The organism is Bacillus sp. bc15 (assembly GCF_900142585.1).
Classification (GTDB): Bacteria; Bacillota; Bacilli; order Bacillales; family Bacillaceae_G; genus Bacillus_A; species Bacillus_A cereus.
The window spans coordinates 17584-42699 of the sequence record NZ_FRBJ01000011.1 but is presented as its reverse complement, the minus strand read 5'-3'; the positions used below and the strand labels follow the sequence as shown (position 1 = coordinate 42699).

The following is a 25116-nucleotide window of genomic DNA, read 5'->3' as shown; positions in this document are numbered from 1 at the left end:
AAAGGTGATTACTATGGAAGAAGTATTACACATAAAAAACGTCTCAAAAGTATATGAGGGAAAAGTCCCTCATACTGCTTTAAAAAATATAAATTTACACGTAGATAAAGGGGAATTCGTTGCCATTATGGGTCCATCTGGTAGCGGGAAATCTACATTTTTAAACGTTATTTCTACAATTGATTCTCCTACTTCTGGTGACGTCGTTATTAACGGAAAAAAACCACACACATTTCGTAGAGAGAAGTTAGCTATTTTCCGCCGCCAAGAGTTAGGATTTGTTTTCCAAAACTTTAACCTACTAGATACACTAACAATCGGTGAAAATATCGTACTACCTTTAACATTAGATAATGTTCCATTAAAAGAAATGGATGAAAAGCTTGATAACATTTCAAAAAAGCTTGGAATTGATCATATTTTGGACAAACGTATTTTTGAAGTTTCTGGAGGACAAGCACAGCGTACTGCAGTAGCACGTGCTGTTATTCATCACCCTTCTCTCTTACTAGCCGATGAACCGACAGGGAACCTGGATTCAAAAGCCGCTATTGATGTAATGGAGTTATTTACGAAATTAAACAAAGAAGAAGATGCAACGATTTTAATGGTTACGCACGATCCGTTTGCAGCAAGTTATTGTAACCGTGTTATTTTCATTAAAGATGGAGAGCTTTACAATGAACTGCACCGCGGATTATATCACGAGAAGTTTTATCAAGAAATATTAGATGTTCTAGCCTTATTAGGAGGAAGACGTGGATGACGTTTTGGCAATTCGCATTTAAAAATGTCTCACGTAATTCAAAAGCATATTTCGCCTACTTTGTAAGTAGTGCGTTTTCTATCATGGTTTTCTTTTCATTTACTGTATACGCGTATCATCCACGCTTACAGAGTGTACAAAGCTTTCAAGAACGTGATCCTCTAATGAATTTAGCTAGTACAGCACAGCTTGTGATTGTTATGTTCTCGTTCTTCTTTCTCTTATATTCAATTGGAACATTTTTAAATGTACGGAAGCAGCAATTCGGGATACTCACTATTCTTGGTATCTCACAGAGACAATTAAAAAGATTGTTATTTACCGAAAACATGATAATTGGGATATTATCCATCTTTATCGGCATTCAAGGTGGACTTGTATTTTCTAACTTTTTCTTATTAGTCACTTCGAAATTAACAAACGCGAAAGGTCTCTATTTATATTGGCCAACAGAAGCGATTATCGTTACAACCGTAACGTTTATCATTTTATTTTTAATCGTTTCTACATTTACACCAATGTTTATTCGTACTCGAAAAACAACGAAGCTTATTAAGGGTGTTAACAAAGAGAAGAGCGAAAAAAAACCATCTATACTCATTTCACTATTTGCTTTAACTTGTTTAGGACTATGTTATTATATTGCCGGTTATCCGCAAGGCTACATAACGGAAAAAAATGCACAAAATGGATCTGTATTCTTAATTATGCTATCTATTTTACCGCTTGTAGTGATTGGGACGTATTTATTTTTTTCACAAACATTTCTTCTCTTTATCTATATTTTAAAGAAACGAAGAAAGTTTTACTTAAAACAAATAAATATGTTATGGATTTCAGATTTAGTTTCTCGTACACGCAGTAATATTAATGTACTCTTTATTGTTTCTATGCTATCTGCACTTGCATTTACAATTATTATCGGGTTATTTGCTGCAAACAATAATACGAAAGCACCCATACTAGAACGATATCCAATACCATTCACCTATACATCAGAAGGTGTTAATGCATTTGAACAAAAGCATATTACTACGATTGAAACTGAACTTACAAATGCTAATTTTCAATATGACAAATATAAGTTTACCGTTTTAAAAGATACAGCTTCAAAAGAGTCAATTGCCATTATGAAAATGAGTGATTATAACGCAATAGCACAGCAATTAAACAGACCAGAAATCACTCTCGATTCTTCACAAGTTTATAATATTTCTCGCTATTCACCAGCGTTATTAAATCTCGTGTCTAACCCATTTGCGAAGCAGAACACAATTACACTTGGCTCTAATAAAAAGGAATTTCAAATTAAAGGTTTTATTAATAGAGGAATTGAGCCTCCCTTTGCATTACCTCACTTAATTGTGATGCAAGATGAAGTAATTGAAAATATGATTCCTCATATTGAAACAATTACAGTCTATAACTACTTCGTGGAAAATTGGGAAAATGCAATTGTCCCAACAAAAAATATATTAAAAAGCTTAGATCATGATGCAGAAATTTTGTATGAAGCACATAAAAATGAAGAAAATTTCATTAAACCATTTTATATTTATACAGCTACGGATGAACTCGTTCATAGTAAAGGAAATGCAGTCGCTCAATTCTTTATTTGGGCATTTCTCGGCTTTATTTTCTTTATCGGAGCAGCTAGTGTTTTATATTTCCGTATGTATAATGACTTAACAACTGAAAGACAAAAGTATATTACGATTACAAAGCTTGGCCTAACTGAATCAGAAATGTTTCGCTCTGCAACGATTCAATTAGGAATTTTATTTTTCGTTCCTTACATCGTTGCTGGTGTTCACACATTATTTGCGGTTAAGTTTTTACAAAGCATGTTTTCTTTCTCCTTACTAAAAGAGACATGTATCGTACTCACCTTTTTCGGGGTTATCGAGATCATTTTCTTCTTCTTAATCCGTTCTCTGTACATTAATAAATTATCACAGCATATAAAAATATGAATAAAATAGCCTTGTGCAATATGCACAAGGCTATTTTCAATAGTTTTTAATAATTAGCAGCAATATCCACCGTAGCCGCCTGCGTAACCGCCGTAACCACCATAGCCACAACCGCCGCCTCCGCCGAAGCAGCTAGCACCGATGATAATTAATAAAATAAACAATACGATTAGAAGCGCAAAACCGCCTCCGCAACCATGTCTGCGGTTACAATCATCATGTCTGTGTTCACACTTTTCGCTCATTACCCTATTCCTCCTTTAGTATCATTCATAACAAGTTCACCTTGCTCTAAATGAGGGGATTCCATTTATATTATGTTTTCAGGGCGAATAGGAAGCTTGGCTTACCTAAAAACGGGCTTGTTTTAGGAATTGGGCTTAATCAAAAAAAAAGATACCTATTCAGGTATCCTTTAAAGAAACATATTCAACAAAAGAGCAAAACCAAATGCAATAAATGATAACAATGTTTCCAGCACCGTCCACGTTTTAAATGTTTCCTTCACCGTCAAACCTAAATACTCTTTTACAAGCCAGAACCCTGCATCATTTACGTGAGAAAACATTAATGAACCTGCACCGGTTGCAATAACGAGAAGCTCTAAATTCACACCAGACATGTGCTGAATAACTGGTGAAACAATCCCTGCTGCTGTCGTTAATGCTACTGTAGCTGAACCTGTTGCAATTCGAATTAAACCAGCTACCATGAAAGCTAATACGATTGGTGATAACGAAATATGTTCTGCCATTTGTGCAATAGCTGTTCCAACGCCGCTTTCAATTAATATTTGTTTAAATCCACCGCCTGCACCAATTATTAAAATAATAGAACCGACAGGCAATAAACTTTCATCTGTTAATTTTTTAATCATCTTTTTATTAATACCTTGTTTGATACCAAGTAAATAAAATGCTGCGAAACATGAAATAAGTAAGGCGATTACTGGACTTCCTATAAATACGGAAAATTCAGTCATTTTTTTCGGTAATGAAATATATGGTGCAACTACTGATAAAATCATCAATACAACTGGTAATAAAATAATAAAGAATGAAACTTTACGACTTGGCAAATCAGTTGATACTGTCGTAACTCGAACAAGCTCCGGTTCATTTTCAGGTATAACCCTCTTATGTACCCACTTTGCAAATATTGGGCCTGCTATAATAGCCGTCGGTAACGCGATAATTAATGAATATAAAAGTACCTTTCCTAAGTTCGCGTTATAAATACCGATTGCAGTCATGGCACCTGGATGCGGAGGTACTAGCCCATGTACGATAGATAATCCCGCAATAACAGGTAAAGCAATTAATAATATGTTTTGCTTCGTTGTTTTTCGAATTGAAATTACAAGTGGTAATAAAATAACAATCCCTACTTCAAAAAAGACGGGAATCCCTATAACAAAACCTGCAAATAACATAGCCCAAGGTAATTTTTTTACGCCGAAAAATCGAATAAAGAAATCTGCAACTTGCATGCCTGCTCCTGAATCAGACATCATTTTCCCGAGTATAGTTCCAAGTGCCAAAATACCAACTAAATGACCTAGTACACTACCAACACCAGTTTCATAGGCAGCCACTATTTTCGTTAAGTTCAGTCCAGACATAATAGCTAAAAACAAACTCGCAACTGTTAAACTAATAAATGCATGCCATTTCCACCATGATACCCCTAAAATAACAATTGTGATCGCAAGTAACGTGACGATTAATAAGTATATATCCATCTCTCATTCTCCTTACTTTTATCCCGATTGGTGTGGGCTAATAATTAGTGGGTGATGCCCTCCTCCACTAATTAAAGTTTTACTTTATAAAAAAAGAGGGAACATCCCCTCTTTTTTATACGTCATAATTCACTACATAATGCTGTATTTCTGTATTGTAGTAGCCTTCGCTATATTCAATTACTTCGCCAACTTCATCATAAGAATAGCGCATACGTTTTAATAACGCTGTTCCCTCTTTTTCACCTAGCGCTTCTGCAACGAAATTAGGTGCAAGCCCAACCGCGAATTCATCTCTGAAGTTTTCTAAATGTATACCTCGGTCCTCAACTAAATCGTAAAGCGATTGTAAATCAAAGTCCGATAAATCTGTACTCGCCATTCGAGCTGAGAAATAGTGCGTATAATGAATATACGGCGTATCATTTAACATATATAGGCGCTCGATACGAAAACTCTCTTTACCGAATAATCGAAACGGCACTGTTCCTTCCTCATTATGAACGATTTCTGCTTTTAATAATTTCTTTTGTACTTTATATCCTTCTTCCACTAACACTTCTGTAAATTTCTTACCCTTTGACAGTTTTGTCGCAGAAGTATTACGAATCACTTTCGTTCCTTTGCCGCTCTTCTTTTCCAAATATCCTTCTTGAGCGAGTTCTTTAATCGCATTACGCACTGTAATCTTACTAACTTTGAACTCTTCTTCTAATTGCGGTTCTGAAGGAATATTCGTATGAATCGCATATACGCCATGCAATATTCGATCACGAATAATATTTTTTATTTGTAAATATAATGGTCCTTTTTTCCTCGTTACGTTCACTGTTACACCCACTACCTTTCTACATCACCTACTGATGCCGTCATCGCCCGAAGTATATCTTTCTCTGATGACATTGGCGTATCACCGACGATTGTATGTGCTAGCATTCCAGCTGCTGACGCAAATGAAACAGCTTTCTCTGGTGCAAACTCTTTTATCTCGCCATGAATAATTCCGCTCGTATAAGCATCTCCAGCACCTATTCTATCATATACAGAAAACGTAAGTGTTTTTGCAAAAGTTAACGAACCATCTTTACATATAAACCCGCGAAGCGAATGTGTATTATCACTGTTAATAGAGCGATGAGTACCAGCGATTGTAGCGATATGATACGTTTCAGCTACCTTTGGAATAAGATCCAGCAGCTGCGCTTCTCGCTCCGTCTCTTCTGTTTTCATTCCAAGAACGAACATCGCATCTTTTTCGTTCATCATAACGATATCAGCAAGCCCCAGCATTTCTTCATAATGCGGTTTTGCCTGTTCATATCCGTCTTCTCCCCAAAGTGAGGGACGATAATTACAATCAAAAACGACGGTTCCTCCGTTTTCTTTAACTGCTCTCGCTAAAGATTTCATATGATGACGCACCGTATCATTCATCGCAAGTGTAATACCGCAAAAATGAACGATATCAATTTCCTTTGCGATTTCTTCAAATTGATACATTTCTTCACATGCCGTATTGAAGCTACTTTCTAATCGATTCGAATATGTAACGCGGCTTGCACGTGCACCGAATCCATTTTCTAAAAAATACATACCTACATATTTACCGCCTCTTGAAACAAGAGAAGTTTGAATCCCTAACTTTTGAATGTAAGATACAGCTGCATCTCCAACCGAATTTTCCGGTAAAGTTGAAATAAGAAGCCCTTCATGCCCTAAGTGAGAAAGTGCCGCTACAACGTTCACACCTGTACCTGAAAATGAGTAATTTAACGTGTTAGCTTGCGACAACAATTCATATCCAGGTACTTGCAGGCGCATCATTACTTCGCCGAACGCTGCAATTTTCTTACGCATATTGATCAACTAGCTTTTTCACGACTGCTAATAATTCACGAACATCTTCTACTTTCGTATTACCAGTTTCTTTATCAATAATAGAAGAGTATACGTGCGGGATAACTTGCTCTACATTTGCCTCAAGCGCAATACGTACAATTGTTTCAAAGTTTTCTTTATCAATTCCACCTGTTGGCTCTAATGCGAATCCTTCTTCTGCACAAGCTTTCGCAACTGCGCGATATTCTTCTTCGTGAGCTAGCCCTTTCATCGGGAAGTATTTCAATGAATTTCCGCCCATATCACGTACAAGTGCGATCGCTGTTTTAATTGGAACGATTGCTTTTTCTTCTCCAGCCGCACTAATTGGGCCAGTAGAAATATTTACGTAACCTACTTTTCCTGTTGGTGATACTAAACTATTAATCCAGCTATCTTTTTCGCCGAGATTTGCACGCGTTGCTCCAACTGAAGGGAACACTTGGTTAATATGGCTACCAGGATAATGCTTCGCAATTTCAGCTACAACTGCTGCTTGGCGATTATCTCCTGCGCCTAGTCCGATTGATACAGCGTCATCAATTTCTTTTCCGTATGCTTTCATAGCTGTAACAGCTTCTTCTACTGTTGGATAGTCTTTTGATAACACTCCCACTACTACATAACCTTCTGCTGCTTCAAAAATATCTTTTGCATTTTCTATATTGTTTGCTAATACATTTAATGCTACGCGGCCTTTATAAAAACGTTTTTGAATGTTTGTCATTTTAGTTTCCCCCTACGATTTCTCTCAATTTTTCTTCAATCACATGTATGTCATCACCTTGAAGTGGACGTGGATCAATATCAAAGAATCTTTGTCTTACTCCGTAATCACGTGTATAAATGGCGATTTCCCCTTCGCGTAATGCAGTCACAACATCTCTTGCTGATTTGTTTAACTCTTTCTCGTTAATATGAATACGAGCTCTAAAGATTGCTCTTCCAGCTTCATCTTGAACGATCGTTACATTTACACCATTTAATTCTTTTAGCGGCATAAGTACTTGTAGCAATTCTTTTTCTTGCTCGCTCTTATCTTCTTTTACTCCGTACTCATCAAGCGCTTGAAGTAAGCCAAAAGTTGTCTCTTTCCCGACTTTCATACTTCTTCCGATGCAATGTAATTGCACTTTCAGCCATTCGATATATTTTCGTTTACCGCCAACAATACCAGAAGTAGGTCCTTCAATTGCCTTTGAACCACTATAAATGGCAAGGTCTGAATACTTCACATATTTTTGAATGTCTTCTTCAGCTGCCGCATCAACGATAAGTGGTACGTTATTTCGCTGCGCTACTTCCCATGCTTCTTCAACAGAAATCATATTTTTTTGCACTGCATGATGTGATTTCACATAAAGAATTGCTGCTGTATTTTCGCCAATCGCATCTTCAATATGTTCTGCTTTCCCTTCATTTGCGTAGCCAACTTCAACGAGTTTTCCTCCACCTAAGTAAATCATCGTTTCAACAGGAGCACCGTATTGAACGTTATGACCTTTTAACATAATCACTTCGTTTTTCGCGATTACTTCTTGATGAAGTCTTTCACTTTTACGGCGATGTCCTTCTGTAACGATACCAGCGATAGAAAGCGCAATTCCGCTCGATGCTGAATTCACAACGACCGCTGCCTCTGAATCTAGAATTCTCGCAATATGGTCTCCTGCTTTATCTACTAAATCAGCAATTTCCACATAATTTTGTCCACCATGTTTCATCGCATCCATTACTGTATCTGTAGGAGCAGATACACCTAAAATACTCATTCTACCGCTCGCATTAATCACTCTTTTTAATCCGTACTTAGCATTCAATGAATGACCCATTAATTACAACCCCTTTCGTATCAATTCTTTTTTCAGCAATGCGCTGATCCCCTTCTGAATCAATTAACGTAACCTTCTCATCTTTAACCGTAAATAAAGTTAAGTTTGCAATATCCCCTTCTTGAATACGGCCAAGCTCTGGTTTCTTAAGCCACTCTGCCGCATTTTTCGTAACCGCATCAATCACTTCTTCTAGTGGATAACCTAAGTAAAGGAATTTCGAAAGAACGTGAGCCATACTATACACTGGACCATGTATACGATTCCTCCGGTAAATATCCGTACTAATTGTATTAAAGGCAATATCGTGACGCTTCGCCGCTTCTGCTACTTTAAAAGAAAAGCTAGCATTACCGTGACCAACATCTAAATGCACGCCGCGATTCACCGCATCTAACAACACAGGTAGCGGTTTCCCTTCTTCATCAAATAAATTATTTTCTTTCCCGTTTAAATAATGTGTAATCACATCATCTTTTTCTAAAAGAGGTACAACTTCCTCTATACGGGGAGGCGCTGAACCGATATGTACCATAATCGGTAATAATGTTTCTTGAGATAAAGCGCGCGCTACATGCAGCGGTTCAATTCCACTATCACAAACGACACTTTTACTCATTCTCGCCTTTAACCCAACGATTACATCTTTATACTTTTCTACTGCTTCTATCGCTTTCTCTTTATCTATCCATTCCATATTGGATAATTCATCAATTCGTTTCAAACCGATGCGAGAAATATTTAAAAAGGCAAATAAATTTGTCTTTGCCTGCTCTCTACTTTTTACTAAATCTGCAATGCGATCAGCACCGCAACTACCCGCATCAACAATTGTCGTTACCCCTTGCTTAACGCCAATTTCATCTACCTCATCGCCATACGGATCAAACTCTGGAAAAGCGTGAACGTGCAAATCAATCCAGCCACTCGATACGTAAGTACCAGAGTAATCAAGAACCTTTCCACCCTCGCCAGCACCAGCTTTCGTCACCTGTGCGATTTTGTTATTTTCAATTACAATGTCAATCTCTTCCCCGTTCACACGTTTCACATTACGTAGTACGAATCGTTCTGTCATTGTATTTCCACCCTTTTCTATAAGAAGCCATAAGAATACGCTTACATTTAAGTTTCATTTTTTATATCTCTTTCACACGTTTAGCGTAACATAAAAAAACGGAGAAGTAAATATAACGTTATAATGTTTAAAAGTAAATAAAAAGATGCTCCTCCAAAATGCTAATAGTATAGGAAATTATATCAACGATTTTTTGAATATATCTATCATAACTTACAATATATCAACGATTTTTCAATTATATCTATCATAACTTATAATATATTAACGATTCGACAAAGAATATCGATTTACCGACAAAAAACGTCACTTCCTTTCTTATATAAGAAAAGGCTGTCCCAAATGGCACAGCCTTTTTCTCTATTCCTGAACCGTCACAATAACCCCATCCATATTGTTCCCGGAAATTTCATACTGCTTGTTTGCTGGAACGTTCACTTTCGTATTCTCAGAAACTTTATAATAAGAAACAGTATATTTCTTACCTTCTACTTCAGTTGAAACCTCTTTTTCCTCTTTTAAAAACTCTAAATATTCCTCTAGTGTAAAATTCTTTTTTTGCATAATTGCGCTATGAGGTAGGCCGACATAACGGATATGCCATGGCTCATATTGAATTCCAGTAATGTTACTTTTATTTTTCGGATAACGTAATACAAAGCCATGCTTCCATACGTTCTCTTCAATCCATTTTCCTTCAGGCGCTTTCTCCATTTTCTTTTGAGTAGACCCAATGTCCAGTGATAATCCTAAATTATGTTCACTGTATCCTGCTGGAAGTGCATAATCAGATCCCATTTTTTCATATAGCTGTTTTTGCTCTTGGAAATCTCTATAACCACTACTAATCAAAAAATGGTTAACACTTTCTTTTCCAGCCGCATCGACAACGTTCAAAAACTTTTTCACAACATCCTTTGATAAACGAAGATTTCTATCAAATATTACATAACCTCTTACTAATTCACTATTATGATTTACATTTATAATATCAGACCTAATACTATCTTTTTTTACTGGATAATCCCTGTTAACTAATAATAAATCGCCCTTATAAATTTGTTCCTTCGTAATCTCTTTCCCCTCGGTGTTTGCCGCCTTTACTAGCTCATCTTTCCCGACAATTTTAACATCGATTTCCTTTTGAAATAACGGTGATATATAAACGCCTACACATACTGTGAATGCTATAAAAAAAGAAATAAATACCCACTTTTTCATTTCTAGTTCCTCCTTAACGTAACTTACGTATAGAATAGAAAAAACTATTAAAATAAAAAGTGGGGTAAAGTTTAAATTTTTATTAAATTGTTACATTCTCGTCTTTTGGCAATCGTACTTCAAATAGCGTTCTAACTACATTGCTCTCAGCAGAAATCGTACCATTATGCTGCTCGACAATATTTTTCGCAATGAATAGTCCTAGGCCAGTCCCGCCACGGTTCTCAGTTCTCGCTTTATCACCTGTATAAAACATATCAAAAAGATACGGTAAATCTTCTTCTGGAATGCTATCTCCATAATTCATAATTTGTACGACAACTTTTCCATTATCAACATATCCATTCATATCAACAAATTGCCCATCATACCCGTAACGAACGGCATTTGTTAACAAGTTTTCAAATACTCTAGCTAACAATTTTCCATCACCGTGCATCGGTAAATGAGGAGCCACGTTCAATCTAGCTTCTAAATGATGTTTTTCTAATAACGGATACAATTCCTCCTCTAACTGTATAAGCAACTCACTTATATCGATCGGCTTTTTATCCAGCTTTAGCATGCCATAATTCATACGTGTAATTTCAAATAGCTCATCAATTAAACTTTCCAGTCTTTGCGATTTTGTATATGCAATTGTGGAGAAATGTTTAATTTGTTCTTTTGTTAAATTTTCATCTTTAAGAATTAAATCTAAATATCCTAACACGGATGTTAACGGTGTTCTTAAATCATGAGCTAAATTCACAACGAGCTGATCTTTACTACTTTCAGCAAAATCTCCTCTTTCAACAGCTTCTTTTAACTTTTCACTTGCAACATTTATTTCACGCGCGATATTTCCAAACTCATCATTTGATGAAACTTGAACTTTATTCGTAAAGTTACCGTTCGCAAGATGATGAATCCCATTAGAAATTTCATCAAAGTATTTTAAATACGGTTTTGTCAAAAAGAAGAAAAAGATAATAGATAACGGAATAAAGAAAATTAAAAAGAAGTTAATGTCTCCAAATTCCCTTACCATTGACCTAAATTGTGCTAAAGGCTCTTCGTAGCGAACCATCGTTTTATAATACAACTGCAATCCTTTATAAATTATATAAGTTACAGTTGCTGCAAGCACCATACTTAACGCAAATAAGGCAATCATTTTAAATCGAAAGCTTTTCATCATATTAGCCATTGAAAGTATAACCTACTCCCCACACTGTTTTTATTAATTTATCCTTTCTTTTATCTTCTCCAAGTTTCTTCCGCAAAGTACGAATATGTACCATTACTGTATTTCCACCTTCATAATAATCATCTGCCCATACGTGCTGAAAAATATTTTCGACATTGTATACTTTCTTCGGATGACTCGCTAATAAATATAAAATATCGAACTCTTTCGGCGTTAATTCAATTTGTTCACCATACACATCAACCGTCCTGCGCTCAGGATTAATTACGACTCCGCCTATTTCTAAAGCAGATTTACTCTCCACTACTTTCGGGTGATTTAACGTAAAAAACCTACGCAGTTGTGCATTTACACGTGCAACTAATTCTATTGGTGTGAAAGGCTTCGTCATATAATCATCCGCACCTAGTACAAGACCTGTCACCTTATCAAAGTCCGAAGTTTTCGCGCTTAAAAAAATAATCGGCATATGATGTTTCGCGCGAATTTGACGCGTCACCTCATAACCATCCATTTTCGGCATCATAATATCTAAAACTACCAAGTCGATTGGCTTCGTTTCAATAATATGAACTGCCTCTTCCCCATCCGCTGCTTTCACAACATGGTACCCTTCTTTTTCTAAATGTATCTCAATTAAATCAGCAATTTCCGCCTCATCATCAGCGATTAAAATTGAAATGCGTTTCATTTTACTCCCCCTTTTTCATTCCATTTTTATACGCTCGATTGTAAACTAGTCTATCCAATTTGTACAATACGAAAAGGCTACTCGTTAAAGTAACCTTGGTAAATAAAATTATATCAGCGATTTTCCAATTATATTGACTTACCGACAATGAACGACAAAATCCTCTCGCTATTTGCGGGCATCCTAATGAAACTTCCATTTACCGCTCAAAAACAATCCGCTGCTTCGTAATTTCTTCCAATCTTTCGCGGTCAACTTTATACTCAGCTTCAACACTTTGCGGTACAATCACTTTCCCGCCCTCAAGCGTCACTTCCGGTGAAATAATATCCCTCTGCCAATGTCTACTAGAAGCGGATATATCACCAGGAATCGTAAAGTTCGGCAATGAAGCAAGAGCAACATTTTGCGCTCGTGAAATCCCCATTTCTACCATACCGCCGCACCAAACGGGTATGTTATGCTCCATGCAATAATTATGAATTTGAACCGACTCTGTTAATCCGCCCACTCGCCCTGGCTTAATGTTAACGATGCGGCAACTACCAAGCGTAATCGCAACGCGTGCGTCTTCTAAACCATGAATACTTTCATCTAAACAAATCGGCGTTTCAATTTTCTTTTGCAACTCCGCGTGATCAAGAAAATCGTAATCCGCTAACGGTTGTTCAATCATCATTAATTGGAATTCATCTAGTCGTTTCAGCCTCTCTGCATCCGCTAATGTATATGCTGAATTTGCATCAGCCATTAGCGGGATATGCGGAAACTCTTTTCGAATTTCTTTTAATAACTCATAATCATGCTCTGGCTTTATTTTCACTTTAAAACGCTCGTATCCTTCTTCCGCGTACTTCTCGATTTGTTTTAACATAACTGGAATCGTATTAAGGCCAATTACAACGCCGACTTCAATTTCATGACTAGTTCCGCCAAGTACTGTCGCTAGCGATTTCTTTTGACGCTTCGCATATAAATCCCAAACAGCCCCCTCTATTCCGGCTTTTGCCATTCGGTTTCTTTTTATATGTTGAAATAGACCCGGTACCTCATTCGGATGAGAAATTTCAGCCTTTAATAAATCAGGTATTAAAAAGTCTTGCAGTACATGCAGCGCTGTCTTCACCGTTTCTTCCGTATACCACGGTTCAGAGAATGCAACGACTTCCCCAAATCCGATGTACCCGTCCGTATCCTCTAATTCAATAACGATACTCTCACGCTTTTCGTAAGTCCCGTAGCTTGCAGCAAACGGGATTACGAGTGGCATTTCCGTTATATACAGTGTCGCTTTTTTTATTTCCACCTACATCTCCTCCACTAATTGTCTTAACTCTCGTCTTAACAATTTTTTCGAAGCGTTACGTGGTAATTCCTCTAAGAAACATGCTTTCTTCGGCACTTTATATTTCGCTAACTTCTCCTCGCAAAAATGAAGAATTTCTTCTTCTGTTACCGCCCCGCTTTTCACAACAAAAGCAGCTGGTACTTGTCCCCATTTATCGTCAGCCATGCCGACAACACCAGCTTCCGCTACTGCCGGATGAGAAAGCAACACTTCTTCAATTTGAGCTGGATATATATTCTCTCCGCCAGAAATAATTAAATCACTGCGACGATCTAATACGTATAAAAACCCTTCTTCGTCTAAATAACCGAGGTCGCCAGTATGAAGCCACCCGTTTTGAATAGTCTCTCGCGTCGCATCTTCACGGTTAAAGTAACCGCCTGTTACGTTCGGTCCTTTTACTACAATCTCACCTTCCGCAAATGGTGGCACTACTACGCCATCTTTTTCAATACGAAGTTGGCACTGAAATAGTGGTTTTCCAGCTGATCCTACTTTCGTTAACATGTAATCTGCGGATAACGTACAAATTTGCGAAGATGTTTCTGTCATACCGTACGTTTGATATACAGGAATTCCTTTTTCTACACATGCTTCTAATAGTGGTTTTGGCGCTGGTCCTCCGCCAAGTAACATGCATCGCAAAGAAGATGGATATGTCTCTGCCCCAAGTCGCTCTAATAAATCAGTTAACATTTTAGAAACGACAGAAATAATTGTTACTCCTCTTTTTTGAAGTGCTTTATGAATAAAATCAGCATCATATTTCGGAACAAGTAAAATACGCATGCCGTACATAATGTTTTTCATTAAAAGAGATAGCCCGCCAACATGGAACATCGGCATGCAGGCTAACCAACAATCATCATCACGAAGTCCTAAATTAAGCGACGAACCGACTGCGCTTGCCCAATGATTGCCGTACGTTAAAATAACGCCTTTCGGTTTGCCTGTCGTCCCAGACGTATAAATAATTGTCATCGCTTCTTCTAAAGAAAACTCTTCTTGTATAGAGGCTTCCTCTTTTGGTCCATTCATCACTTCGGCGAATGAATAAACAGGAACATCTTTAGCATCAAAATCTTGATCCGTTACTAAACAAACAACTTCAGCATCATCCATTTGCCAAAGTAGCTCTTCTCTTGAAAGACGCGTATTTAAAAGCACAGCTACTGCACCTACATAAGATAGGGCGTGAATAACTGTAATCATCTCCATACCATTTTTCATCAGAACAGCCACCTTTTGCCCTCGCTCCACTCCAACATACGTGAGGTGTTCACAAACAGATACTACTTTTTCATGTAGCTCCATAAAAGTAACTTTCTCTTCCTCTATTTCAATTGCAGTGCGATCTGGTGTTAAAAATGCACGTTGCATTAACCAATTTGGCATCGTCTCCATCATTCATTCTCCTTTCATGAAAGAAAGAGACTTGATATCATATCAAGTCTCTTAGTTGTTTTGTTTCCGGTTTGACCTTTTGGTCTTATCCAGCTGCGCCTCCTAGCCCCTTCCGTCTAAGAACCTTCCGCACGAGAAAGTAAAAAACACTTTCTGTGCGAAAGAACCTTAGCCAACGGGGCTAAACAGTCGGCTCCGCTTTTAAAACATCCAGCTACAGCAGCTAGAATGTTCGGTGGCTTCACTTCTTCCTACGAGGCAAAAAACGCCTCTACGTCAGAAGCTCCATCCCCCTCACATTCTAAGCGAGCCGCTTTCGCTTTTGATCACGGGAAACGAGGGAATTGACCGAAGTCCGGACTGCGTTTTTCTTTGAATGCGTCGCGACCTTCTTTTGCTTCGTCAGTTGTGTAGTACAATAACGTTGCATCTCCAGCTAGTTGTTGAATACCAGCTAGACCGTCTGTGTCTGCGTTGAATGCAGCTTTTAGGAAACGAAGTGCCATTGGGCTGTTTGCTAAAATTTCTTGTGCCCATTGTACTGTTTCTGCTTCAAGCTCTTCTAATGGTACTACAGTGTTTACTAAGCCCATATCAAGTGCTTCCCCAGCACTATATTGACGGCATAGGTACCAAATTTCGCGAGCTTTCTTGTGGCCTACCATACGAGCTAAGTAACCAGCTCCGTATCCACCGTCAAAGCTTCCTACTTTAGGACCTGTTTGTCCGAATACAGCGTTGTCTGCAGCGATTGTTAAGTCACATACGATATGAAGTACGTGTCCACCGCCGATTGCATAACCTGCTACCATTGCGATAACTGGTTTAGGAATTGCGCGAATTAGACGTTGTAAGTCTAATACGTTTAAACGAGGGATTTGGTCGTCACCTACATATCCACCATGACCGCGAACTTTTTGGTCGCCGCCAGAACAGAATGCACGTCCACCTTCACCTGTTAAAATGATAACGCCAACATTTGCATCATCACGAGCTTGTGCAAAAGCATCGATTAACTCCATTACCGTTTTTGGACGGAATGCGTTATGTACTTCAGGACGGTTAATCGAAATCTTTGCGATACCATTGTATGTTGAATAAATAATATCTTCGTAATTGCCTTCTTTTACCCATTCAATAGCCATTACAACTACCTCCTTGTATATTTCTGATTTCACCTATAAGTGTGGCTTCCTTCTTGCTGAAAAAAGTATCACTGCATAGTTTTTAGAAATCCCTTTACTATTGTATCAAACTTTTCCGGTTGTTCCACATGAATTGCATGGCCAGCACCATGAATTTTGACAAATTTCGCATCAGACACGTATTTTTCGATGTTTTTTAATATGCGGAAGAACTTTTCATCATATTCTCCGTTCATTAAAAGAACAGGTATTTTTAAGTTTTTCAGCTCATCCCACCATGAAGGCTGAGCCCCAGTTCCCATGCCGCGCAAGCTATTTGCGAGCCCTTTTGGGTTGTTAGCAAGCCTCTCTTTTTGTACCGCTTCTTGTACGTTTTTTGCTAAACGTTTTTGCGTTTTAAAAAGTGGAATATCTTCCCATATAGATACAAAACTTTCTATGCCTTCTCGCTCAATTTTATCGGCAAGTCGATCATCTTTTTCACGACGTTCTTTTCTATCTGCTTCGTTTTCGAGCCCAGCTGTACAGTTTTCTAATAAAAGAGAGTGTACATAATCTGGATATAGACATGCCATCGTAATCGCCAATCTACCGCCCATTGAATAGCCAAGTATATGTACTTTTTCAATATGAAGGTAATCTAATAGTTCTTTCATTTGCAATGCCACATTTCGGATGTCATAATGCGTCACATCTTCAGGGCTTTCCGTTTTTCCGTGCCCAACAATATCTACTAAAATGACTTGAAACTGCTCGCTCCAAGAAGGAACGAAGGAACGCCACGTTTCCATGCTTCCCGTAAAACCATGAAGAAGTAGAAGTGGTTCCCCGCTTCCAACTACTTCATATTCATACGATACACCTTGCAGTGTTACGTTCATTTTGATTCACCTTGCAACGATGTAGTAATTACGTCCTGTGTTTTTGCCCATAACGTACGGTGCAATGTTAAGTTTTCATCACGGTTCGTACAAATTTCCACAACGTGTAAACCTTTTGTCGTTGCTCCCTTTTGTACTTCTTCACGGAATTGCTCCCAACCATTTACACGGCTAAATGAACCACCGTACATTTTGACAACGTGCTCATAATCAAGTCCAATTGGTGTTCCAAATAATGATTCAAAATGTTCCTTTTTCTCATATTGTGGTAAGAATGAGAAAATACCCCCGCCATCATTATTTACAACGACAATTGTTATGTTTAATTCATGTAATTTCGCTGCTAATAGCCCATTTAAATCGTGATAAAATGATAAATCACCAATCACTAATACAAGTGGATCGCAAATAATGCTCGCTCCTAAAGCTGTCGAAATGATTCCATCAATACCATTTACGCCACGGTTTGCCATCACATGGATGTTTTTATCCGATGTGAAGAAGAATGAGTCTGTATCACGAATTGGCATACTATTGCTCGCAAATAACGTTGCGTCTTCTGGTAATACGCGCACAATATCTGTAATAACCTTTCCTTCAAATGCAGTTTCATATGTTTCCATTTCACGAAGCGTTTCCTTCGTTTTTTCGTTTATATGTTGCCACATTACGAACCAATCATTCTTCTTCATAACTGGCATTTTTTCTATTACTGCCTTGCAGAATTCAATGTCACTTGCTTGCACAACTTCTGTCGCAACAAGAGCTGGATCTCTCCATTGTCCTGATTCATCAACAACGATATGAACTGCTTTCATTTGTTTTTTTATGAACTGCGTTAATGATTTAGAAATAGGCATACCACCAAAGCGAATTAACACGTCCGGTTTCCATTTTTCTTTTAACTGCTCATTTCGTAAAAATGTATCATAACAGTCAATTACCATCGTTTTATCGTGGTGTCCGCTACGAATATTAGAAAGTGGGTCTGCTAATATAGGATAGCCAGTTTTTTCAGCTAGTTGCGTTGCAAACATTGCAATTTCTGAATGACTATCATCTCCACAAATAATAAGCCCCTTTTCCATATGTGAAAGGCGCCCAACAAGAGAATCTACATATTCACTCGGCATCGTCACGTTTCCTTGCTGAACTACTCCTGTATATTCACTACGTCCTTTATCCCATAAGCTTTCTAGTGAGAAATCAGGGATAAGTGGCTCGCGAACTGGAAAATTAAGATGAACAGGACCCTGCGGCGCTAAACAAGCATTTGCTACTATGCGCTGCGTCGTCATACGAGCGTAATGATACATCGCTTCACTCGCTTCTGGCAGTGCCATCTCTGTAAATTGTTTCACAAAAGTACCGTATAAATTAAATTGATTCATTGCTTGTGGTGCACCCACATCTCTTAATTCATGCGGTCTATCCGCTGTTAAGACGATAAGCGGGACCCTTGAATGAAACGCTTCACATACAGCTGGATAGTAATTAGCTGCTGCTGTTCCTGACGTACATAATAATGCTACTGGGCGTTTTTTCGCTTTCGCAATACCGAGCGCGAAAAATCCAGCTGATCTTTCATCTACATGTAAATATGTGTTCATTCCTTCGTGTTGTTCCATTAGTAAAGCAATCGGCGTTGACCGTGAGCCTGGACTAATGACAACATCACATACATCTAGACGCGTCAGTTCATCCACGAACGCGCCTAAATAATATGATAATGCTTCTATATGATTGTTCATTTCATTAATTCCTCCAAAGCACCAAGCATCGGTCTAAACTTCAAACTTGTTTCTTCATATTCAAGCTGCGGGATTGAATCAATTACAATACCACAACCGGCAAATAAGGATGCTTTCTCGCCGTTTAATAATCCGCAGCGCAGCGCAACCGCAAATTCACCATTTCCTTCATCATCTATCCAGCCAATCGGTGCACCATACAACCCTCTGTCTAACAATTCAACATCACGGATCAGTTTCATCGCTTCCAAACGAGGTGTCCCGCCAAGAGCTGGTGTTGGATGTAATTCTTCTACCATTGTTAAAAGACTCGCATCGCCTTTTGCTTCTACAGGCGTATATAAGTGAATTAAGTTTTTCGTTGTTAATAAACCTGGACTTTCCGGAATATTAACGTATTCGCAATGTTCATTTAGTACCGAGCGGATCATGTTAACAACATAACCATGTTCAGCTAAATTCTTTTCATCATGAAGAAGCGCATTACTATTTCGTTCACTTTCTTCTATAGAATGACCATGACCGATTGAACCAGCAAGACACATCGATGTAAATTTCTCATCTTCTTTGCGAATTAATCTCTCAGGCGTCGCTCCTAAGAAGCATGCTCCTTTATAATCAAAAGAAAATACGTAACAATCTGGTTGACCAATGCGAAGTGCTTCTAAAACAAGAGCAGAATCAATCGAATGGTTCATCTCTACTTTTAGTTCCCTCGCCAATACAACCTTCTGCACGTTACCCTGCTTCATCTCATCTTGTACTTTTTCAATTGCTTTCATCCAGCCTTTCGGATTCACTTCTACTTTAGAAATAACAGTTAATTTCGATCCGTTTAGCGCACATTTACTCTCCTCAAAAATTTTCTCTTCTAAAGAAATCATTTCATTATAAAGAGTTTCTGCACAATCTGTTGCTGCAACAAATGTATTCATCGTTAACCATGCTTTTTCATTTTTTACAGTTAATAAAAATGCTGGTAGTGAAAATGTCGTATCTTTAAATTCTTTCCATAGGTCCGTTTTCTCTTTTTCTGGATCAAATGAAAAACCACCAAATAAAAGCGGACCCGTTCCAAATTCATATTCATCTCTTTGGACAAATGCATTCTCTTTTACTTTCTCCCACTCGTCACGAGCGGTTTGAAAGCGCTTATGAGAAGAATTTGCTATAGTGAAAACAGAGCCAATTCCTGCAAATATTACATGCTGAGCCGGGTCTGCAAAATAACATCTATTTTCGAATGAAATCCTTTTTCCTGCTGCATAGAACAGAAGCGGATCCACCCAGTCTATTTGTTTTACAAAACTAACCAATGTTTTTTCGTTAGTTGCACGCTTGATAGCTGCAATAAGAACTTCTTGCAAGCCTTTTTGTTTCGTTTGAATCACAATTGTCTCCCCCCTATGGGCGAAAAATAGTCATAATTACGCTTGATTTTAAGATACACCTCAAACGAAAGGCCTGTCAACGTTTAGCATTTCTGAGAAATTCACCTTCTCTTCCTAGAAAATAAACGTTGACACTAAATGATGCTTTTTCTACACTTAGTTGTGTACAATATGTGACCAAAGGAGGATTCAACATGGAAATGAACGTCAAAACGAATTCCTCTCCTACGGCGCCAAAGCCAAGTAAGCAAACTGGCTGGCGCATCTGGTGGAGTTTACTGCGTCCCCATACATTAACAGCAGCTTTCGTACCTGTTTTCATCGGAACAGCATATTCGATGCAGGTCGGAGGTATAAATCAAATACATCTTCCTCTTTTCCTTATGATGCTTCTTGCTTGTCTTCTCATTCAAGCAGCAACAAACATGTTTAATGAATACTTTGATTATAAAAGAGGACTCGATCACGAAGGTTCAGTTGGTATCGGCGGCGCTATCGTTCGCGATGGCATTCAGCCAAAAACAGTGCTTAACTTAGCATTTGGATTTTTCGGCATCGCAATACTATTAGGTGTTTATATTTGTATGAATTCTAGCTGGTGGCTTGCTGCAATCGGTCTTGTTTGTATGGCCGTTGCTTACCTTTATACAGGTGGCCCACTTCCAATTGCATATACACCATTTGGAGAATTGACAGCCGGATTATTTATGGGTGTCATTATTATTGGGATTTCATTCTTTATTCAAACTGGAACTGTAACATCAGAAGTCATTTTACTATCTATTCCAAGCTCCATTTTAATTGGCGCCATTTTACTAGCTAATAATATTCGTGACTTGGATGGCGATAAAGAAAACGGTCGTAAAACGTTAGCAATTCTCGTTGGACGTGAAAGAGCTGTTGGTGTACTTGCTTCGATGTTCATCGTTTCCTACATTTGGACAATTGCTTTAATTATCGTGGGCATCGTATCACCATGGATGCTTATCGTATTTTTAAGTGCACCGAAAGCATTTAAAGCGACGAAAGGCTTTATCGGCAAAAGCATTCCAATGGAAATGGTACCTGCGATGATTGCAACAGCAAAAACAAATACAATCTTCGGTTTCCTAATGGGAATCGGATTATTACTTGGATACTTTCTATAAAAGGAGCTGCTTATGCGGCTCCTTTTTCATATCTGAAATTCATCTCATAATTCCTACTCTCAACGCTCATACTATGTAAAGAAACTGAATTGTAGGAAGGTGGACGACTATGTTAACTCCACAACAAGTAGGTCAATTTAAATCCATTTTAGAAAAACAAAAACAAGAACTGGAACAAACGATACAAACTCATGAAAATACAGATCGTGCTTCTGAACGCGATTCAGTAGGAGAACTGTCTAGCTATGACAACCATCCAGGTGATATGGCTACAGAGCTATATGAACGTGAAAAAGACTTCGGGCTTATTGAACTTTGGCATAAACAGCTTGAGGAGACGAAACATGCCCTACAAAAAATAGAAGCGGGTACGTACGGCATTTGTGAAGTGTCTGGCGAAGAAATTCCATTTGAAAGATTGGAAGCAATGCCGTCTGCTACAACATGCATACAGCACGCGACAAATAAGTTAAATATGAATACACGGCCAGTTGAAGAAGAAGTGTTGTCTCCTTCTTTCCACAAGCATGATGAGGACCATTCTGTTGAGTACGATGCGGAAGATGCGTGGCAAGATGTCGCAAATTACGGAACATCTGAAACGCCGTCTGATTTAGAAAGACAAGATTCAAAAAACTATAATGGCATGTATGTAAATAGTGAAGAAAACGTAGGCTACGTGGAGGATTTTGAAAACTTTATCGGTACGGATATGTACGGGAAAAACCCACAAGTTTTCGCTACAGAAGAGCATGAAGAATATGAACAAATGCTTGATGATTTTGAAGAACGTACCTTCAAAGGTGAATTATCTTCAAATGAATCTAGTTCCAAAGAATAAAAAAAAGCATTCCGAAAATCGGAATGCTTTTTATCGCTAGCTAATTAGTTCTTTGTAACGTTAGCTGCTTGTGGTCCGCGGTTTCCTTCAACGATTTCGAAAGAAACTTCTTGACCTTCTTCTAAAGTTTTGAAGCCGTCGCCTTGGATAGCTGAGAAATGTACGAATACGTCTTCTCCGCCTTCAACTTCGATGAAGCCAAAACCTTTTTCGCCGTTAAACCATTTAACTTTACCTGTTTGCATGTCATGTACCTCCTAAATAAAAATGAAACTATGAATCCACATGAAAAGGTGGATATAAAGGACATGAATGTATAACAAGCTTACAGCCTTTAATACAACGTGCTTTATTTCCGTACCACATTATGTAGCTCAATAGTGCTTTCACTATATCATGCTATATCGAAAACGTCAAATGAGAACACTTTCATTCCATCATTTTTTATAATCTTAGTATAACCTTAAATTTTCATTCTATTTTTATTCAAAAATTAACAAAAATACAGTACTCTAACTCTTTTAACTTCTGTACAATATAATTACTACATATTTATGAGGTGAAAAAATGCAAGCACATGAAATCGAGTATAAGTTATATGGCGATGATATGCAGTTTGTTGAAATTGAATTAGATCCAAAAGAAAGCGTTATCGCAGAAGCTGGCGCAATGATGATGATGGAAGATTACATTGAAATGGAAACAATCTTTGGTGACGGTTCTGGCCCATCTAACGGTTTATTCGGCAAATTAATGGGCGCTGGTAAACGTCTCGTTACAGGCGAAAGTATGTTTATGACTGTATTTACAAATACAGGTCACGGCAAACGCCACGTCTCATTTGCTGCTCCTTATCCTGGTAAAATTATTCCTGTAGATTTAACAGAATATCAAGGAAAAGTAGTTTGTCAAAAAGATGCCTTTCTTTGTGCCGCAAAAGGGGTTTCTATCGGGATTGAATTTACGAAAAAAATAGGAACTGGTTTCTTCGGCGGTGAAGGGTTTATCATGCAGAAACTTGAAGGTGACGGCCTTGCTTTCATGCACGCAGGCGGAACTGTATATAAACGTGAATTAAAACCTGGAGAGAAACTTCGCATTGATACAGGTTGTCTCGTTGCCATGACAAAAGATATTAACTATGATATCGAGTTCGTTGGAAAAGTAAAAACAGCTCTATTTGGCGGTGAGGGTTTATTCTTCGCAACATTAGAAGGTCCTGGAACAGTTTGGATTCAGTCCTTAACACTTAGCCGATTAGCAGCACGCCTTACAAGCCCAGCAGCGCAAAGTACTGGTGAAGGTAGTGTATTAGGTGGCCTTGGTCGTTTATTGGATGGGAAAGAGTAAAAAGGGCCCTTATGCAGGCTTGTCCATCGACTAATATAATACTAAAATTAAACACCCTTGCTTGCAGTAATGCAGTGGAAGGGTGTTTTAATTTACGTCTACAAACGAGAAAAAGCAGATGAAATAAAGTAATAAGGTTTACTTCAGTAAAATAAGGTATATTATATTTGTTGAATAGATTCTCTTTCAAGACAAGAAAAGTAGGTGAACAAAGTGGGAAAATATCAATTGGATTCCAAAAGTCAGGTAGCTGTGGCAAAGTTTCATGAAAAACAGAAGCCTGCCAAATTTGATAAAAAGCAAAAACTTGAACAATTACGTGCGGAGTATTTGAAAAAAAGGCAAAAACAAACAGATAAATAATATGTTTTGTTTCCCGAAATTTTCGGTATATAGTGCGAACAAACACAAGTAAATAGGTAATCATCGTTCAAATATATACAGGCTATTTTTTCAAACCTCTTACAAGACCAGCATTATAAAGTACTGGTGAAAGTAGTATATTAGGTGGCCTTGTTCACCTTTTAGATGGAAAAGAGTAAAAAATGCCTCCAATGTAAAAAAACATCGGAGGCATTTCTCTAAAGTTTATGACTATGGCACTTTATTTTTACTGCGGAGGGCTATACATACCATTTCGAATCATATAATACTCCATCGCTTCATTAAGCCATGCCTCTTCTTCTTCTTTGTAAGGAGATGGCATCATATTATTATATTGTTCTTCTACATTCTCTAATTTACCTAAAGAATACATTGTCTCTTCACCAACATACTTAAGAGTCGCCTTCATATGTTCATCAACCAATTTTTGCACTTCTGAATCCTCAATTTGTCTTCCAAATAACCTTTTCACTTCTTTTGCTAAACGCACAAACTCTTTATCAAGTGCTATGCCCTCTTCTTCCGACTTATTATATAATCCATCAGCCAAGTCTTTTGATACATATCCTTCAAGCCATAAACGTTGTTCGTTTTCTTTTTGAATGCTGTTAATTAGACTCATTAATATGTCACTATCCAACTCTTCATCTTCCTCAAGACATACCATTGTTCGTTCAAGCGCCTTTATCGAAACTTCAATGTGTCTTCTCTTTTCTTCAAAGGCTTTTCTTTGTTGTTCCAACGTTTCTTTTAAATTTACATTCAAACTTGGCATTTTCAGCATAACGCGTATTTCTTCTAAACTATATCCTAATACTTTAAGACTCACTATTTTCTGTAGTTCTAATATATCTTTTCCTTTGTACACACGGTGACCAGAGCTAACATTCTTTTCAGGCTTAAGTAGTCCAATTTCATCGTAATATTGTAGTGTCCGTATTGATGTGCCTGTCCTCTTTGCAAACTCACCAATTGAACAGCCTTCCCTTTTGCTCATCTTACACTCCTCCTAACAATATGTTTACAAAAATCATACTCCCTCACGTAACTGTAGGTTCAAGTCTTTTTTCCAAAAGCATGAATCAAGTTCCTCACCGCATATAT

General features: G+C 37.9%; 24 protein-coding genes. 6 read left to right on the top strand and 18 right to left on the bottom strand.

Going from position 1 to position 25116, the window contains the following annotated elements; genetic code table 11:
* Positions 1–13 precede the first annotated feature (13 nt).
* Both BUA87_RS25190 and BUA87_RS25185 read left to right on the top strand, forming a co-directional pair.
* Positions 14–766 (top strand): ABC transporter ATP-binding protein, encoded by a 753-nt coding sequence (locus BUA87_RS25190; RefSeq protein WP_072941165.1) that lies wholly within the window; start codon positions 14–16, stop codon positions 764–766.
* Entirely contained in the window at positions 763–2739 is a 1977-nt protein-coding gene (locus BUA87_RS25185; protein WP_000144949.1) for an FtsX-like permease family protein, read from the top strand. The genes BUA87_RS25190 and BUA87_RS25185 overlap by 4 nt, the downstream gene beginning before the upstream one ends.
* Before the next feature lie 53 nt (positions 2740–2792).
* On the opposite strand, the gene BUA87_RS25180 is transcribed toward BUA87_RS25185, so the two are convergent.
* The 16 genes from BUA87_RS25180 to BUA87_RS25100 all read right to left on the bottom strand — a co-directional run bounded on the left by BUA87_RS25180 (position 2793) and on the right by BUA87_RS25100 (position 20289).
* Positions 2793–2984, bottom strand: a complete 192-nt coding sequence (locus BUA87_RS25180; protein ID WP_001290392.1) for a YjcZ family sporulation protein — start codon at positions 2982–2984, stop codon at positions 2793–2795.
* Between the two features lie 170 nt (positions 2985–3154).
* Positions 3155–4480 carry a gluconate permease GntP gene (gene gntP / locus BUA87_RS25175; RefSeq protein WP_072941162.1) on the bottom strand — a complete coding sequence of 442 codons (1326 nt, stop codon included), beginning with the start codon at positions 4478–4480 and terminating at the stop codon, positions 3155–3157.
* A gap of 115 nt (positions 4481–4595) precedes the next feature.
* Entirely contained in the window at positions 4596–5321 is a 726-nt protein-coding gene (locus BUA87_RS25170) for a GntR family transcriptional regulator (protein WP_072941159.1), read from the bottom strand.
* Positions 5321–6337: a sugar kinase gene (locus BUA87_RS25165; RefSeq protein WP_001227512.1), complete on the bottom strand. Its 1017-nt coding sequence runs from the start codon at positions 6335–6337 to the stop codon at positions 5321–5323. Before BUA87_RS25165 ends, BUA87_RS25170 begins: the two co-directional genes overlap by 1 nt.
* Positions 6330–7085 (bottom strand): 2-dehydro-3-deoxy-phosphogluconate aldolase, encoded by a 756-nt coding sequence (locus BUA87_RS25160; protein ID WP_000181907.1) that lies wholly within the window; start codon positions 7083–7085, stop codon positions 6330–6332. Before BUA87_RS25160 ends, BUA87_RS25165 begins: the two co-directional genes overlap by 8 nt.
* Position 7086: 1 nt before the next feature.
* On the bottom strand, positions 7087–8190 hold the full coding sequence (locus BUA87_RS25155; RefSeq protein WP_072941154.1) for a DgaE family pyridoxal phosphate-dependent ammonia lyase: 1104 nt from the start codon (positions 8188–8190) through the stop codon (positions 7087–7089).
* Positions 8168–9268 (bottom strand): amidohydrolase/deacetylase family metallohydrolase, encoded by a 1101-nt coding sequence (locus tag BUA87_RS25150; protein WP_000139934.1) that lies wholly within the window; start codon positions 9266–9268, stop codon positions 8168–8170. Before BUA87_RS25150 ends, BUA87_RS25155 begins: the two co-directional genes overlap by 23 nt.
* 360 nt (positions 9269–9628) lie before the next feature.
* On the bottom strand, positions 9629–10489 hold the full coding sequence (locus BUA87_RS25145; RefSeq protein ID WP_000759402.1) for a D-Ala-D-Ala carboxypeptidase VanY: 861 nt from the start codon (positions 10487–10489) through the stop codon (positions 9629–9631).
* 82 nt (positions 10490–10571) lie between these two features.
* On the bottom strand, positions 10572–11678 hold the full coding sequence (locus BUA87_RS25140) for a sensor histidine kinase (protein ID WP_072941151.1): 1107 nt from the start codon (positions 11676–11678) through the stop codon (positions 10572–10574).
* Positions 11671–12369, bottom strand: a complete 699-nt coding sequence (locus BUA87_RS25135) for a response regulator transcription factor (RefSeq protein ID WP_000822508.1) — start codon at positions 12367–12369, stop codon at positions 11671–11673. The genes BUA87_RS25140 and BUA87_RS25135 overlap by 8 nt, the downstream gene beginning before the upstream one ends.
* 199 nt (positions 12370–12568) lie before the next feature.
* A complete protein-coding gene (gene menC, locus BUA87_RS25125) occupies positions 12569–13675 on the bottom strand; it encodes an o-succinylbenzoate synthase (protein WP_065229487.1) in 1107 nt (368 codons plus the stop codon).
* Entirely contained in the window at positions 13676–15121 is a 1446-nt protein-coding gene (locus tag BUA87_RS25120; protein WP_043924717.1) for an o-succinylbenzoate--CoA ligase, read from the bottom strand.
* Positions 15122–15447: 326 nt separating this feature from the next.
* A complete protein-coding gene (menB, locus tag BUA87_RS25115) occupies positions 15448–16266 on the bottom strand; it encodes a 1,4-dihydroxy-2-naphthoyl-CoA synthase (RefSeq protein WP_000963882.1) in 819 nt (272 codons plus the stop codon).
* A gap of 68 nt (positions 16267–16334) precedes the next feature.
* Positions 16335–17147 (bottom strand): 2-succinyl-6-hydroxy-2,4-cyclohexadiene-1-carboxylate synthase, encoded by an 813-nt coding sequence (gene menH / locus BUA87_RS25110; protein ID WP_072941148.1) that lies wholly within the window; start codon positions 17145–17147, stop codon positions 16335–16337.
* Positions 17144–18898 (bottom strand): 2-succinyl-5-enolpyruvyl-6-hydroxy-3-cyclohexene-1-carboxylic-acid synthase, encoded by a 1755-nt coding sequence (gene menD / locus BUA87_RS25105; protein ID WP_001059198.1) that lies wholly within the window; start codon positions 18896–18898, stop codon positions 17144–17146. The genes menH and menD overlap by 4 nt, the downstream gene beginning before the upstream one ends.
* Complete coding sequence (locus BUA87_RS25100; protein ID WP_072941146.1) at positions 18895–20289, bottom strand: isochorismate synthase; 1395 nt, start codon at positions 20287–20289, stop codon at positions 18895–18897. Before BUA87_RS25100 ends, menD begins: the two co-directional genes overlap by 4 nt.
* A gap of 194 nt (positions 20290–20483) precedes the next feature.
* On the opposite strand from BUA87_RS25100, the gene BUA87_RS25095 reads away from it, so the two are divergent.
* The gene (locus BUA87_RS25095; RefSeq protein ID WP_000425770.1) at positions 20484–21437 is read left to right on the top strand and encodes a 1,4-dihydroxy-2-naphthoate polyprenyltransferase; all 954 of its coding nucleotides are present in this window, start codon (positions 20484–20486) and stop codon (positions 21435–21437) included.
* 109 nt (positions 21438–21546) lie between these two features.
* Positions 21547–22278, top strand: coding sequence for a yteA family sporulation protein (locus tag BUA87_RS25090; RefSeq protein ID WP_072941143.1), 732 nt, complete (start codon positions 21547–21549; stop codon positions 22276–22278).
* A gap of 44 nt (positions 22279–22322) precedes the next feature.
* Here the strand turns inward: BUA87_RS25090 and cspD are convergent, their stop codons facing one another.
* Positions 22323–22523: a cold-shock protein CspD gene (gene cspD, locus BUA87_RS25085; protein WP_001193052.1), complete on the bottom strand. Its 201-nt coding sequence runs from the start codon at positions 22521–22523 to the stop codon at positions 22323–22325.
* Between the two features lie 322 nt (positions 22524–22845).
* On the opposite strand from cspD, the gene BUA87_RS25080 reads away from it, so the two are divergent.
* The gene (locus BUA87_RS25080) at positions 22846–23628 is read left to right on the top strand and encodes a TIGR00266 family protein (protein ID WP_001147841.1); all 783 of its coding nucleotides are present in this window, start codon (positions 22846–22848) and stop codon (positions 23626–23628) included.
* Positions 23629–23841: 213 nt separating this feature from the next.
* Entirely contained in the window at positions 23842–23991 is a 150-nt protein-coding gene (locus tag BUA87_RS31450) for a hypothetical protein (protein WP_065229491.1), read from the top strand.
* Positions 23992–24238: 247 nt separating this feature from the next.
* Here BUA87_RS31450 and BUA87_RS25075 read toward each other — a convergent pair whose 3' ends face one another.
* A complete protein-coding gene (locus BUA87_RS25075) occupies positions 24239–25009 on the bottom strand; it encodes a MerR family transcriptional regulator (RefSeq protein WP_065229492.1) in 771 nt (256 codons plus the stop codon).
* Positions 25010–25116: the final 107 nt, after the last annotated feature.